Source organism: Streptomyces tubbatahanensis (assembly GCF_022699385.1).
Taxonomy (GTDB): Bacteria; Actinomycetota; Actinomycetes; order Streptomycetales; family Streptomycetaceae; genus Streptomyces; species Streptomyces diacarni.
In genome coordinates this window covers 1352565-1366384 of sequence record NZ_CP093846.1, presented here as the reverse complement: position 1 = coordinate 1366384, position 13820 = coordinate 1352565, and the positions used below count along the sequence as shown (strand labels likewise).

At 70.6% G+C, this 13820-nt stretch carries 13 protein-coding genes; 12 read left to right on the top strand and 1 reads right to left on the bottom strand.

Annotated elements, in window-relative coordinates; translation table 11 throughout:
- Positions 1-140 precede the first annotated feature (140 nt).
- From MMF93_RS05860 to prcA, 7 genes are all read left to right on the top strand, one after another.
- Positions 141-716 (top strand): hypothetical protein, encoded by a 576-nt coding sequence (locus MMF93_RS05860; RefSeq protein WP_242749985.1) that lies wholly within the window; start codon positions 141-143, stop codon positions 714-716.
- Positions 717-999: 283 nt separating this feature from the next.
- Positions 1000-2763 carry a proteasome ATPase gene (arc, locus tag MMF93_RS05855; protein WP_114020513.1) on the top strand — a complete coding sequence of 588 codons (1764 nt, stop codon included), beginning with the start codon at positions 1000-1002 and terminating at the stop codon, positions 2761-2763.
- Between the two features lie 230 nt (positions 2764-2993).
- Entirely contained in the window at positions 2994-4505 is a 1512-nt protein-coding gene (gene dop, locus MMF93_RS05850) for a depupylase/deamidase Dop (protein WP_242749984.1), read from the top strand.
- A gap of 157 nt (positions 4506-4662) precedes the next feature.
- Positions 4663-4881, top strand: coding sequence for a ubiquitin-like protein Pup (locus tag MMF93_RS05845; RefSeq protein ID WP_114020515.1), 219 nt, complete (start codon positions 4663-4665; stop codon positions 4879-4881).
- 174 nt (positions 4882-5055) lie between these two features.
- On the top strand, positions 5056-5232 hold the full coding sequence (locus MMF93_RS05840; protein WP_423835357.1) for an endonuclease domain-containing protein: 177 nt from the start codon (positions 5056-5058) through the stop codon (positions 5230-5232).
- Positions 5184-6029, top strand: coding sequence for a proteasome subunit beta (gene prcB, locus MMF93_RS05835; protein WP_242749983.1), 846 nt, complete (start codon positions 5184-5186; stop codon positions 6027-6029). Before MMF93_RS05840 ends, prcB begins: the two co-directional genes overlap by 49 nt.
- 44 nt (positions 6030-6073) lie before the next feature.
- Positions 6074-6811 carry a proteasome subunit alpha gene (gene prcA, locus MMF93_RS05830; protein WP_242749982.1) on the top strand — a complete coding sequence of 246 codons (738 nt, stop codon included), beginning with the start codon at positions 6074-6076 and terminating at the stop codon, positions 6809-6811.
- Between the two features lie 137 nt (positions 6812-6948).
- Here the strand turns inward: prcA and MMF93_RS05825 are convergent, their stop codons facing one another.
- Positions 6949-7926 carry a LacI family DNA-binding transcriptional regulator gene (locus tag MMF93_RS05825; protein ID WP_242757287.1) on the bottom strand — a complete coding sequence of 326 codons (978 nt, stop codon included), beginning with the start codon at positions 7924-7926 and terminating at the stop codon, positions 6949-6951.
- 166 nt (positions 7927-8092) lie between these two features.
- On the opposite strand from MMF93_RS05825, the gene MMF93_RS05820 reads away from it, so the two are divergent.
- From MMF93_RS05820 to MMF93_RS05800, 5 genes are all read left to right on the top strand, one after another.
- Positions 8093-9412 (top strand): MFS transporter, encoded by a 1320-nt coding sequence (locus MMF93_RS05820; RefSeq protein WP_242749981.1) that lies wholly within the window; start codon positions 8093-8095, stop codon positions 9410-9412.
- A gap of 15 nt (positions 9413-9427) precedes the next feature.
- Positions 9428-10789: a Pup--protein ligase gene (pafA, locus tag MMF93_RS05815; protein ID WP_114020520.1), complete on the top strand. Its 1362-nt coding sequence runs from the start codon at positions 9428-9430 to the stop codon at positions 10787-10789.
- A gap of 414 nt (positions 10790-11203) precedes the next feature.
- Positions 11204-12094, top strand: coding sequence for an FKBP-type peptidyl-prolyl cis-trans isomerase (locus tag MMF93_RS05810; protein ID WP_242749980.1), 891 nt, complete (start codon positions 11204-11206; stop codon positions 12092-12094).
- Between the two features lie 172 nt (positions 12095-12266).
- Positions 12267-12641, top strand: a complete 375-nt coding sequence (locus tag MMF93_RS05805; protein ID WP_242749979.1) for an FKBP-type peptidyl-prolyl cis-trans isomerase — start codon at positions 12267-12269, stop codon at positions 12639-12641.
- Between the two features lie 158 nt (positions 12642-12799).
- Positions 12800-13816, top strand: coding sequence for a helix-turn-helix transcriptional regulator (locus tag MMF93_RS05800; protein WP_242749978.1), 1017 nt, complete (start codon positions 12800-12802; stop codon positions 13814-13816).
- The last annotated feature ends 4 nt before the right edge of the window (positions 13817-13820 follow it).

Sequence of the window (13820 nt, the reverse complement as noted above, 5' to 3'; positions counted from 1 at the left end):
AGGACCCGGACGTTCCGTGCCGGTGTGACCTGTGGCACCATGCGAGGCACCTCCTCCTCCTCCTCCTCCTCGTACCAGATCCGCACTCCCCGCCGCTCCACACCGCACCCGTCGTCGCCCGCACACAGGAGTCACCCCGCGTGACGGAACTGCCGCACACCCGCTCCCGCACGGCTCACTGGCTCGCCACCGCCGCCGCCCTCGCCGCGGTCCTCGGGGCCACCGCGCTCCTCCAGCCGGCCACCGCCACCCCGGCTCCCTCCTCTTCCTCCTCCGGTTTTGGCGGCTCCTCCGCCCCGGCGCCCGATCCGGAGCAGGCCCGCTACCCCCTCGACTGCGGGCAGGGCGGCTCGGGGACCGACGTACTCGATGCGGCGGGCGCCGACTTCGACGGGGACGGCAGCGACGAGACCGTCGCCGTCGTCCGCTGCCGCGCCCGCGGCGGCACCCCGCCCAGCGCCGTCTTCGTCCTCGCCCGGGCCGCCGACGGGGGCGCGCCCCGGGTCGCCGCCACCCTCGTCGAGCAGAAGGAAGGGATGTCGGTCGACGATCTGGCCGTCCGTGACGCCGGTATTTCCGCCACTCTCCTCGGCTACTCCTCCTCCGACGTGCCCCGCTGTTGTCCCGACAAGCGCCGCAAGGTCAAGTGGGAGTGGCGCGAGGGGAAGTTCGTCCTGCGCGCCGCGCCGGTCGCGGGCGGCGGACTCAGCGTCTGAGCCGGCGCTCGGGGCCGCCCGCGGTCCGCGAGGCGGCCGCGCCGAGCGGCCCGGCCGAAGGCGTCGGGTGGCGAAACAGGGCCGCCCTTGAAGGGTGTTGAACATCTCGCCGCCGCAACCGGTCGCTTTCAGATGGTTGTGGATGGGTATTCCCAGTGCTGAGGGGAGTGCGCAAGGGTGAAGATCGGACACACCCCGACCGTCTTTGTGATCTAGGGGTTTCAACCCGCACCGGCCCAGGTAGGGTCGAAGCGTCCAGCTCCCCCTGGAGGAGGTGAGGACCGTGGCAGCCCACGACGACGACACCAACCGCGGCATCCGGCCCGGTCGGGGCGACGACCCGTCCGGCCAGATCGCCTACCTTGAGCAGGAGATCGCCGTCCTGCGCCGCAAGCTCGCCGACTCTCCGCGCCACACTCGTATTCTCGAGGAGCGGATCGTCGAGCTGCAGACCAACCTGGCCGGCGTGTCCGCCCAGAACGAGCGCCTGTCGAACACGCTCCGCGAGGCGCGCGACCAGATCGTGGCCCTCAAGGAAGAGGTCGACAGGCTCGCCCAGCCGCCGTCCGGCTTCGGGGTCTTCCTGCAGGCCAACGAGGACGACACGGCCGACATCTTCACCGGCGGCCGCAAGCTGCGGGTGAACGTCAGTCCGAACGTGGAGCTCAAGGAGCTCGAGCGTGGCCAGGAGGTCATGCTCAACGAAGCGCTCAACGTGGTCGAGGCCATGGAGTTCGAGCGCGCGGGTGACATCGTCACCCTCAAGGAAGTGCTGGACGACGGGGAGCGCGCGCTCGTCGTCGGCCACACGGACGAGGAGCGCGTGGTACGGCTCGCCGAGCCGCTGCTGAGCGCCACCCTGCGGGCCGGGGACGCCCTCCTGCTGGAGAGCCGCTCGGGCTATGTCTACGAGGTCGTGCCCAAGAGCGAGGTCGAGGAGCTCGTCCTCGAAGAGGTCCCCGACATCGACTACACCAAGATCGGCGGTCTCGGCGGCCAGATCGAGCAGATCAGGGACGCCGTCGAGCTGCCCTACCTCTACCCCGACCTCTTCCGTGAGCACCAACTGCGTCCTCCCAAGGGCGTGCTGCTCTACGGCCCGCCGGGATGCGGCAAGACGCTGATCGCCAAGGCGGTGGCCAACTCGCTGGCCAAGAAGGTCGCCGAGGTCACGGGCAAGCCGCAGGGCAAGAGCTACTTCCTCAACATCAAGGGCCCCGAGCTGCTGAACAAGTACGTCGGCGAGACGGAGCGGCACATCCGCCTCGTCTTCCAGCGGGCGCGTGAGAAGGCCAGCGAGGGCACGCCCGTCATCGTCTTCTTCGACGAGATGGACTCCCTCTTCCGCACGCGCGGCTCGGGCGTCAGCTCGGACGTGGAGAACACCATCGTCCCGCAGCTGCTCTCCGAGATCGACGGCGTGGAGGGCCTGGAGAACGTCATCGTCATCGGCGCCTCGAACCGCGAGGACATGATCGACCCGGCGATCCTGCGCCCGGGACGCCTCGATGTGAAGATCAAGATCGAGCGCCCCGACGCCGAGGCCGCCAAGGACATCTTCTCCAAGTACCTGACGTCCACGCTGCCGCTGCACGCGGACGACGTGGCCGAGCACGGCGGCAACCTGGACGCCGCCAGCGACGCCATGATCCAGTCGGTCGTCGAGCAGATGTACGCGGAGTCCGAGGAGAACCGCTTCCTCGAGGTCACCTACGCCAACGGTGACAAGGAAGTGCTCTACTTCAAGGACTTCAACTCCGGCGCCATGATCGAGAACATCGTCGGCCGCGCCAAGAAGATGGCCATCAAGGCCTACCTCGACCACAACCAGAAGGGTCTGCGCGTCTCCCACCTGCTGTCCGCCTGCGTGGACGAGTTCAAGGAGAACGAGGACCTGCCCAACACCACCAACCCGGACGACTGGGCCCGCATCTCCGGTAAGAAGGGCGAGCGGATCGTCTACATCCGCACCCTGGTCACCGGCAAGCAGGGAGCGGACACCGGCCGGTCCATCGACACCGTCGCCAACACCGGTCAGTACCTGTAAAGAGGACCAGTCCGGCTGCGGGTTCCCGACGGGGGCACCCGCAGCCGGATCGTTTCCCGGGGCGCCAAGGAAGTCCGCCCGGTGATCTGCCGCCCCCGGCCCGCGCGTCATAGGCTCGTCCCAACCGCCGAGACGCGCAGCGGGCGGGAGGGGGCCGCACGCGGGAAGGACGCGCAGCGGGACTTGAACGGCGGTCCACCGGCGGACCGCCGTCAGGCAAGGAGGGCAGCATGACCGTACGGCGCGTAATGGGCATCGAGACCGAGTACGGGATCTCCGTGCCCGGGCACCCCAACGCCAATGCCATGCTCACCTCGTCCCAGGTGGTCAACGCCTACGCGGCGGCGATGCACCGGGCGCGGCGCGCCCGCTGGGACTTCGAGGAGGAGAACCCGCTGCGGGACGCCCGCGGCTTCGACCTGGCCCGTGAGTCGGCCGACGCCACCCAGCTGACCGACGAGGACATCGGCCTGGCCAACGTCATCCTCACCAACGGCGCGCGCCTCTACGTCGACCACGCCCACCCCGAGTACAGCGCCCCCGAGGTCACCAATCCGAGGGACGCCGTGCTGTGGGACAAGGCGGGGGAGCGGATCATGGCCGAGGCCGCCGAACGGGCGGCCGAGGTGCCGGGTACGAGCCCCATCCACCTCTACAAGAACAACACCGACAACAAGGGCGCCTCCTACGGCACGCACGAGAACTACCTGATGAAGCGGGAGACCCCCTTCTCGGACATCGTGCGGCACCTGACCCCGTTCTTCGTCTCCCGCCAGGTCGTGTGCGGCGCGGGACGCGTGGGGCTGGGCCAGGACGGCAGCGAGCACGGGTTCCAGCTCAGTCAGCGCGCCGACTACTTCGAGGTCGAGGTGGGGCTGGAGACCACGCTCAAGCGCCCCCTCATCAACACCCGCGACGAGCCGCACGCCGACGCGGAGAAGCACCGCAGGCTGCACGTGATCATCGGGGACGCGAACCTCTCCGAGGTCTCCACCTACCTCAAGCTGGGCACCACCGCGCTGGTGCTCTCCATGATCGAGGACGGCTTCATCGCGGTGGACCTCGCCGTCGACCAGCCGGTGCGCACCCTGCACCAGGTCTCGCACGATCCGACGCTCGCCCAACTGATCACTCTGCGTAATGGACGCACTCTGACGGCGGTCCAGCTCCAGATGGAGTACTACGAGCTCGCCCGCAAGTACGTCGAGGAACGCTGGGGCGCGGACGCGGACGACCAGACGCGCGACGTGCTGGCCCGCTGGGAGGACGTGCTCGGCCGGCTGGAGCGCGACCCCATGAGCCTGTCCAGGGAGCTGGACTGGGTCGCCAAGCGCGAGCTGATGGAGGGCTACCGCCGCCGTGACCAGCTCGACTGGGACGCTCCCAGGCTCCACCTGGTGGATCTCCAGTACGCGGACGTGCGCGGCGACAAGGGCCTCTACAACCGCCTCGTCTCCCGCGGCTCGATGCAGCGCCTGCTCTCGGAGGAGGAGGTCAAGGAGGCGGCCTTCAAGCCTCCCGAGGACACCCGCGCCTACTTCCGCGGCCGCTGCCTGGAGCAGTACGCCGACGACGTGGCCGCCGCTTCCTGGGACTCGGTGATCTTCGACCTGCCGGGTCGTGACTCTCTGCAACGGGTTCCCACGCTGGAGCCGCTGCGGGGTACCCGCAACCACGTCAAGGAGCTGCTGGACCGCTGCCGGACGGCGGAGGAGCTGGTCAAGGTGTTGTCGGGCAACTGACGCGAGGGCCGAATCGTGGCTATTCGGTCCGCAGGGCGGGAATCATCGGGGTGGTTCCCGGACGTTGAAGCAACCGAGGAGCCGATGTCAGTCCCGGCTTGTAGGGTCTGATCTTGTACGTTCCGCGTGCATCACCGAACCGAGCGGGGTGAGGGAAATGGCGACCAAGGACACCGGCGGCGGACAGCAGAAGTCCACCCGCCACACCGAGGAGACCGAGGAGCAGGCGCAGGACGCGCAGGCTTCGGAAGACCTCAAGGAGCGCCAGGAGGCGCTGTCCGATGATGTGGACTCCGTCCTCGACGAAATCGATGATGTGCTCGAGGAAAATGCGGAGGATTTCGTTCGGAGCTTCGTTCAGAAGGGCGGCCAGTGATTCTCCCTTCGAAGCGAGGGGAGAGGTTCGGGCGGGCGGCGGTGCGCGCCGCCGACGGAGCCCGTCCCCGGTGGCCTTCGGGCGCGGCCGGGGCCGGGCCGGACGGCTCGCCACGGGAGCGCCGCCCGCGTGCGCGGATCCGCGCGGCAGGGCTGAAGACCGCGCCCGGAGCATGTGGATCACGATCATGAGCCGGGTAAGGTCCGGGGCGTACCGTGCTTCAGCCGCGACGCAGTGCTGGGGCACCGAGAGGATCGGCCGGACGCCCGTCGGCGCGCGGCCGCCTATGTGGAAGGAAACGTGTGGAAGCCGAAATTCGTAGCACCGGGCGTCTACCTGCTGCCTTCCTGACGCCGGGGTCGTCGTCGTTCATGGACTTCATGTCCACCCACGCTCCCGAGCAGCTGCCGGGCAACCGGTCGCTGCCGCCCGTCGAGGGCGCCGTCCAGGCGCCGCACGGGACGACGATCGTGGCCGCGACCTTCGCCGGCGGCGTCGTCCTGGCCGGGGACCGGCGGGCGACGATGGGCAACGTCATCGCGCAGCGCGACGTCGAAAAGGTCTTCCCTGCCGACGAGTACTCGGCGGTGGGCATCGCGGGCACCGCGGGCCTGGCCGTGGAGATGGTCAAGCTCTTCCAGCTGGAGCTGGAGCACTTCGAGAAGGTGGAGGGCTCCACGCTCTCCCTGGAGGGCAAGGCCAACCGCCTCTCCACGATGATCCGCAGCAATCTGGGGATGGCCCTGCAGGGCCTCGCCGTGGTCCCGATGTTCGCCGGGTACGACGTGGACAAGGACAGGGGCCGCATCTTCTCCTACGACGTGACGGGCGGCCGCTCGGAGGAGTACGGCTTCGCCGGCGTCGGCTCGGGCTCCGTCTTCGCCCGCGGCGCGCTCAAGAAGCTCTACCGGGAGGAGATGACGGAGGAGCAGGCGGCCACCGTCGTCCTCCAGGCCCTCTACGACGCCGCGGACGACGACTCGGCAACCGGCGGCCCCGACCTGACGCGCCGCATCTACCCGATCGTGGCGACGATCACCCAGGACGGTTACCGCAGGCTCGGCGAGGACGAGGTCTCCGGGCTGGCCCAGGCGGTCTACGACGGCCGCCTCCAGCAGCCCAACGGCCCGCAGGCCCCGGCCTCCTAGGCCCTGACATCGCATCCATACGGACAGGAAGGGACGGATAGCCGGTGTCGACGCCGTTCTATGTGTCGCCCCAGCAGGCAATGGCCGACCGCGCGGAGTATGCCCGCAAGGGCATCGCGCGCGGCCGCAGCGTGGTCGTGTTGCAGTACGCGGACGGCATCGTCTTCGTCGCCGAGAACCCTTCTCGGGCGCTGCACAAGGTCAGCGAGATCTATGACCGCATCGCCTTCGCGGCGGTCGGCAAGTACAACGAGTTCGAGAACCTGCGCATCGGCGGCGTTCGCTACGCGGACCTGCGCGGGTACACCTACGACCGCGAGGACGTCACCGCGCGCGGTCTGGCCAACGTCTACGCCCAGACGCTGGGCACCATCTTCTCCTCGAACGCGGAGAAGCCGTATGAGGTCGAGCTGATCGTCGCGGAGGTGGGCGCCGCCCCCGAGGACGACCAGATCTACCGCCTGCCGCACGACGGCTCCATCGTGGACGAGCACGGCTCGGTCGCCGTCGGTGGCAACTCGGACCAGATCGGCAGCTACATGGACCAGCGGCACCGGGAGGGAATGTCGCTGGGCGAGGCGCTGAAGCTGGGCGCCGTGGCGCTGGCGCGGGACAGCAACGGCGGCGAGCGGGAGCTGTCGGCTGAGCAGCTGGAGGTTGCCGTGCTCGACCGGCAGCGCTCCCAGAAGCGCAAGTTCAAGCGTGTCCCCGCAGCGCAGGTGGCCCGTCTGCTGGAGGAGACGCCCGCCCCGGAGGCGAGGGAGGACTCCTCGGAGGAGTAGCAGGCAATGGCCCGGGGCCGGCGTTCGGCGCCGCGCTCCGGGCCGCCCGGCGGCCACGCGCCGACGCCCGGCGCGTGTCGGGCACGGGCGGCGCCGCGAGCTCTCCGGTATTCAGGCGCCTGGCGGCCACCGGGTCGTCACGGTGTGGGCGGGGGGCCGGTCGAGCCGCGCTCCAGCAGGCGTACCGGCAGCCGGACCGGTCGGGGCGCCCGTCCTTCCACGACGGCCAGCAGTGCCTCCATGCCGGCCGCCCCCACCTGCTGGGCCGGCAGCGCCACGGTGGTGAGTTCGGGCTCCACGGCGGTGGCCAGCGTCAGGTCGTCGAACCCGGTCACCGACATCTCCTCCGGCACCCGCACGCCGAGCCGCCGCGCGGCCTTCAGCGCTCCGGCGGCCAGCAGGTCGTCGTCGCACACCAGCGCGGTCGGGGTGGCTGCGCCGCCCTGGGCCAGCACCCGGGTGGCCGCGTCCAGCCCGCCCGCCACGCTCAGGGGCGCCCGTTCGGTGCGCACCACGGCGCCACCGCCCGCCCGCAGGGCGCCTGCGAGGGCGTCCGCTCGCGCGGTGAAGGTCCAGGAGTCCACGTCGGCCGCGAGGTGGGCGACGTTCCGGTGGCCGAGCGCGAGCAGATGAGCCGTCACCTGCCGCATGCCGTTCGCGATGTCGACGTTGACGGTGGCGTCGCAGTCCCCCTCGTCGCTGTCCAGCATCACCAGGGGCAGGCCCTCGCCGCGCAGGGTGGCGAGGGCTTCGGGGGCCATGGAGGAGGCGATGACGCCGTCCAGGGCGGTGCGGGCCGAGGCGAAGGGGTCGGGTGCCTTCTCGATGCCCTCGGGGGAGGGGTAGAGGACGATTCCGAAGTCGTGTGCGGTGGCGACCTCGACGGCTCCTTGGTGCACGGCGGCGAAGAACTCCCCGGTGAGAGCGGGGACGACGAGCAGCGCTGTGCGGGTGCGGCCGAGGCGCAGGGTGCGGGCGGCCAGGTTGGGGCGGTAGCCGAGGGTGCGGGCCGCGGCGCGTACGGCTTCGGCGGTGCGGGGCGAGACCCTGCCCTCCCACTTGCCGCCGAGGACGAGCGAGACGGTGGCCTGGGAGACCCCGGCCGCGTCCGCCACGTCGTGTCCTGTGGGGCGTGCGGAGCGGGCCGCCTGGTCGCGGCGCGGGGTTCCGCCGTCTTCGGTGTGCTGTGCCGGCACGGAAAACTCCTTCACCGCGGCTCGCTCGCATGGTACGTATGGCGAGCGCGTTATACGTAAAACTGTGACCGAGGGGTGGGGTGGAATGGCGACGGGCTATGCCGAACTGCTGCGGGCCAGGCACGCGGTGCGCCTGCTGGCGGGAACGCTGGTGGGCAGGCTGCCGAACGCCACGGGGCCGATCGCGATCGCGCTCTTCGTCCGCGCGGAGGGCGGCAGCATGACGCTCGCCGGGGCCCTCTCCGCCTTCTACGGGCTCGCCACGGCGCTCGGGCAGCCGATGCTGGGCCGCCTGGTGGATCTGTTCGGGCAGCCCAGGGTGATGCTGCCCGCCGCGGTGCTCTCCGCGCTCGGCGCCGGCACGCTCGCCCTCACGGGGGTCGGCCTGCTGCCGCTCGCCTTTGGCTGCGTACTGGTGTTCGGGGTGTGCACGCCGCCGCTCGAGGGCGGTCTGCGGGCGCTGTGGCCCAGCGTGCTGCGCCGCCAGGAGCAGGTCCACACGGCCTACGCACTCGACGCCGTCGCCCAGGAGGTGATGTTCGCGGCGGGACCCCTGCTGGTGACGCTGCTGGTCGCGGGGTGGAGCGAGACGGCCGCGCTGCTGGTGGTCAACGCGCTGGGGGTGCTGGGCGCCCTCTCGGTCGTGCTCTCGCCCCCGTCCCGCCGCTGGCGGTCGGCGCCCCGTACCCCGCACTGGCTGGGCGCGCTGCGCTCGCCGGGGCTGAAGGTGATGCTGGCGTCGTTCTTCTTCGTCGGCCTGGCGCTGGGCACGTTCGCGCTGGCCGCCGTCTCCTACGCGGACGACCACGGCGACACGCTCATCTCGACCTACCTGCTGGCGGCCCAGGGCGCCGGCGCGCTGGTGGGCGGCGTCGTCTACGGGGGGCGCGGCTGGCCGGGCAGCCACGAGGGCAGGCTGCTGGCGCTGGTGGGCCTGTTCGCGGCGGGCAACCTGCCGCTCGCCCTGGTGCCCGGCGTACCGCCGATGGTGGCGCTGGGCGCCTTGTCGGGGTGCTTTTTGGCACCGTCGCTGGCGTGCGCGTTCGTGGTCGTGGACCGGCACGCGCCGTCCGGCACGGTGACCGAGGCCTTCTCGTGGCTGGTGACGACGTTCGGCGTGGGCGCCGCCGCGGGCACCGCCGTGGTGGGCACGGTCCTCGAGTCGGCCGGTACAGGAGCCGGGTTCGCGCTGGCGGGGGCCGGGGGACTGGCGGCGCTCGGCGTCATGCTGGCGGGGCGGAGGGCGCTGCGCCTGCCGGAGGGTGACGCCCGCGGTGCGGTGACCGGCTCCCCGGCCCGGCCGCCGGGCGGGGAAACCCCGCGGCCGGAGGCGGAAACCCGAGCCCCAGGTGCGCAAACAGATCGGAACGGTGAGCCGGAACCCGGTTTCAGATCGTCTCTGTAGGCGTAATGTTCAGTCATGGACCGCCGAATCTTCGGGCTGGAGAACGAGTACGGCGTCACATGTACGTTCCGGGGGCAGCGGCGGCTGTCCCCCGACGAGGTGGCGCGGTACCTCTTCCGCCGTGTGGTGTCATGGGGCCGCAGCAGCAACGTGTTTCTGCGGAACGGCGCGCGCCTCTATCTGGACGTGGGCTCGCACCCGGAGTACGCGACACCCGAGTGCGACAGCGTGACCGAGCTGGTCACCCACGACAAGTCGGGGGAACGCATCCTCGAAGGCCTGCTGGTCGACGCCGAACGCCGCCTGCACGAGGAGGGCATCGCGGGCGACGTCTATCTCTTCAAGAACAACACCGACTCGGCGGGCAACTCCTACGGCTGCCATGAGAACTATCTGGTGGCCAGGCACGGGGAGTTCTCCCGGCTCGCGGACGTCCTCATCCCGTTCCTGGTGACGCGGCAGCTGGTGTGCGGCGCGGGCAAGGTGCTGCAGACCCCGCGGGGTGCCGTCTACTGCGTCAGCCAGCGTGCCGAGCACATCTGGGAGGGCGTCAGCTCGGCGACGACGCGTTCGAGGCCCATCATCAACACCCGCGACGAGCCGCACGCCGACGCCGAGCGCTACCGCAGGCTGCACGTCATCGTGGGCGACTCGAACATGTCCGAGACGACGATGCTGCTCAAGGTCGGCGCCACCGACCTGGTGCTGCGCATGATCGAGGCGGGCACCGTGATGCGGGACCTGACGCTGGAGAACCCGATCCGGGCGATCCGCGAGGTCAGCCACGACATCACGGGCCAGCGCAAGGTCCGGCTGGCCAGCGGCCGGGAGGCCTCGGCGCTGGAGGTGCAGCAGGAGTACTTCGACAAGGCGTTGGACTTCTGCGACCGGCGCGGTATCCGCACGGGCCGGGTCGAGCAGGTGCTGGAGCTGTGGGGCCGGGCCCTGGAGGCGGTCCGCACCCAGGAGCTCGACAAGATCAACACCGAGATCGACTGGGTGATGAAGTACCAGCTCATCGAGCGGTACCGGAACAAGAACAACATCACGATGTCGCACCCGAGGATCGCGCAGATAGACCTCGCCTACCACGACATCCACCGCCGCAGAGGGCTGTACTACCTGCTGGAGCGCGGCGGCAAGGCGGCCAGGATCTGCAACGACGTGAAGATCTTCGAGGGCAAGTCGGTGCCGCCGCAGACGACGCGCGCCCGGCTGCGCGGCGACTTCATCCGGCGGGCCCAGGAGCAGCGTCGCGACTTCACCGTGGACTGGGTGCATCTGAAGCTGAACGACCAGGCGCAGCGCACGGTGCTGTGCAAGGACCCGTTCAGGTCGGTGGACGAGCGGGTCGAGAAGCTCATCGCGGGCATGTAGCTCATCGCGGGCACGTGACGTGAGCATGCGCGACGCGGGCGCCGGCGTCGCGCATGCACGGGAAGGCGTCGGCGTCGCGCATGCCACGGGAATGTGACGGACGTCTCCTCGCGTGCGGTCCGTGGCCGCACGGCCGGGTGTGGCCGCGCGCTCGCGGGCAGGTGGAGGGCGGGTCAGGTCTCTTCCAGACGCCCTCCGGCGCTCCCGGTCAGCCTGGCATTGACAGGTGCCGGGAGTGTGCCGTGTCGTCGGCGGTGGCGGCCTCGTTGCCGGGTCGTAGGCTGAGGCACCGTACGCACACCCCTGAACCCGCGAGTGGAATACATGTTGCATTTTCCCGGGGGCTCGAACCCCCGTACCCCCCGAGCCTCCCGGGCCCTTTCGAGGAAGGGCACGCGCCGTATCGCCGCGCTCGTGGCCGTGCCGCTGCTCGCCGTCTCGGCGGCGGCCTGCTCGGACGACGGCGGGTCCGACTCCAAGCCCCCGGCCGTCAGCGGGTCGTGGGGCAAGAAGCCCAAGATCGACAAGGGGGCCGGCGACCCGCCGTCCGACCTGAAGACGAAGGTGCTCAAGAACGGCAACGGGCAGAAGGTCCGCAAGGGCGACGCGGTCAGCGCGCACTACGTGGGCCAGCTGTGGAACGGCAAGGAGTTCGACAGCAGTTGGAAGCGCAAGGCCCCCGCCACCTTCCAGATCGGCACGGGGAAGGTCATCAAGGGCTGGGACGAGGCGCTGGTCGGCAAGAAGATCGGCAGCCGGGTCGAGATCGTCGCCCCGCCGTCCAAGGGTTACGGCAAGAAGGGCCAGCCGCCCACGATCCCCGGCAACTCCACGCTGGTCTTCGTCGTGGACCTGGAGAAGATCGCGCCGAACAAGATCGACGGCAAGCCCGTGGACAAGCCGCAGAACCCACAGCTGCCCAAGGTCAGCACGAAGATCGACAAGGACAAGGCGCCGTCGGTCGAGATGCCCAAGGGCAAGGACGAGGCCCCGGACGAGCTGATCAGCGAGACCGTCGTCAAGGGCGACGGCAAGAAGTCCGTCGACGAGAAGAGCACCATCCTGACCCACTTCACGGCCAAGGCGTGGAAGGGCGGCAAGCAGCTCGACGACACCTGGGCACAGGGCGGCGCGCCCCAGGAGATCCCCGTCGCGCAGATCCCCGGCTGGGGCAAGGGCCTCAAGGGCGCCAAGGCGGGCAGCCGCGTGGTGGTCTCGGTGCCGCAGAGCGAGTTCCCCAAGGAGCAGCGCAAGCAGTTCAAGGACGGCGTCGTCTTCTCGGTCGACATCCTCGAGGTGAAGTGACCGCCTCGCCGTGAGGTGACCGCCTCGCCGTGAGGTGACCGCCTCCAGGCGGGGCGGCTGCCTCGCCGTGAGGGGTGACCGCTCGCACCGGTCCGGCCGGTCTGCGCGCCGCGGCCGTGTCCGTGGCAGACTGGCGCGGTTGTCCCGCAGATTCGTTCGTAGGAGCAATTTCGTGAGCATCGACAAGCCCGAGGTCGACTTCCCCGAGGGCGCCCCGCCCGCCGACCTGGAGATCCAGGACCTGTGGGAGGGCGAAGGAGCCGAGGCCAAGGCCGGCGACAACGTCTCCGTGCACTACGTGGGCGTCTCCTTCTCCTCGGGTGAGGAGTTCGACGCCAGCTGGAACCGCGGCAAGCCGCTCCAGTTCCAGCTCGGCGCAGGCCAGGTCATCGAGGGGTGGGACAAGGGCGTCCAGGGCATGAAGGTCGGCGGCCGCCGTCGGCTGACCATCCCCGCCCACCTCGCCTACGGTGACAGCGGCGCGGGCGGCGGGCGGATCAAGCCGGGCGAGACGCTGATCTTCGTCTGCGATCTCATCGCCGTCTGACAGCAGGAAACTCAGGGGAAGCGGCGGCCGGAAACGGGCGCCGCTACCACACGGGCCGGGAGTCCCGCACCTCGCGGGGCTCCCGGCTTTTGTCGACGGCCGCGCCAACGGTACGGTCGAGGGTCCAGAACAGCATCAGAGAGGGCACGAGGGAACCCATGGCGATTGCCAAGGCCGAGCGGCTGATGAATCTGGCGCTGTGCCTGCTGGGGGCCCGCCGCCCGCTCACCAAACGGGAGCTGCGGGCCTCCATCGAGGCCTACGTCGAGACCTTCGGCTCGGGAGGGGCCGGTGCGGTTTCGGGCGGGGAGGGCGCCACCGGCTCCGCCGAGTCCTTCAGCCGCATGTTCGAACGGGACAAGGACGACCTGCGGGAGCTGGGCCTGGTCATCGACACCGTCGAGAACGTCGACGGGGAGACCGCCTACGTCGCCCGCCGCGACAGCAACCGCCTCCCGCCGCTGGCCCTCGACGCCGCCGAGGCCACCGCGCTGGGGCTCGCCGCCCGCGTCTGGCAGCAGGCCCGCCTGGCGTCCGCGGCCAGCGGAGCCCTGCAGAAGCTGCACGCCGCGGGCGGTATGCCGCCCGGGGCCGTCCCCGAACAGGGCGGGGAGCGCCAGCTCGGCACGCTGGAACCGCACATCCCCGCGCGGGAGGCCGCGTTCGAGCCGCTCATGCTGGCCTGCCGCGACCGCCGCCCCGTCGTGTTCGACTACCGCAAGTCCAACGCCGCCCGCTCCGAACGGCGCCAGGTCGAACCCTGGACGCTGGAGTGCTGGCGCGGGCACTGGTATCTCGCGGGCTGGGACCGGGGCAGGCAGGACGAGCGGGTCTTCCGCCTCTCCCGGATCACCGGGCCCGTCCGCTCGCGGACCGGTGCGTTCTTGGCTGCCGTACCCGATCAGGTGACGGTGCGCGAGACGGTGGAGCGCTGGGCGGGCGAGGGCGCCACCAGCACCGCCCGCATCAAGCTGCGGGAGGGCGCGGGCTACCCGCTGCGCGCCCGGGCACTCGCCACCCGGGAACTCGGTGACGGGTGGGACGAGTTGGAGATTCCGTACGGTCACGGCCTGGATGCCTGGCTGGTGGAGTTCGGCCCCGACGTCGTCGTGCTGGAACCCGCCGAGCTGCGTGCCGACGTCATCGACCGGCTGCGCGCCGTCGCCAAGGGCTGAGGGG

Bases quoted from the DNA above. Each gene is read 5' to 3' on its own strand.
- pafA (WP_114020520.1), top strand. From the start codon at position 9,428: ATGGACCGCCGAATCTTCGGGCTGGAGAACGAGTACGGCGTCACATGT.
- MMF93_RS05800 (WP_242749978.1), top strand. From the start codon at position 12,800: ATGGCGATTGCCAAGGCCGAGCGGCTGATGAATCTGGCGCTGTGCCTG.
- dop (WP_242749984.1), top strand. From the start codon at position 2,994: ATGACCGTACGGCGCGTAATGGGCATCGAGACCGAGTACGGGATCTCC.
- MMF93_RS05820 (WP_242749981.1), top strand. From the start codon at position 8,093: ATGGCGACGGGCTATGCCGAACTGCTGCGGGCCAGGCACGCGGTGCGC.
- MMF93_RS05845 (WP_114020515.1), top strand. From the start codon at position 4,663: ATGGCGACCAAGGACACCGGCGGCGGACAGCAGAAGTCCACCCGCCAC.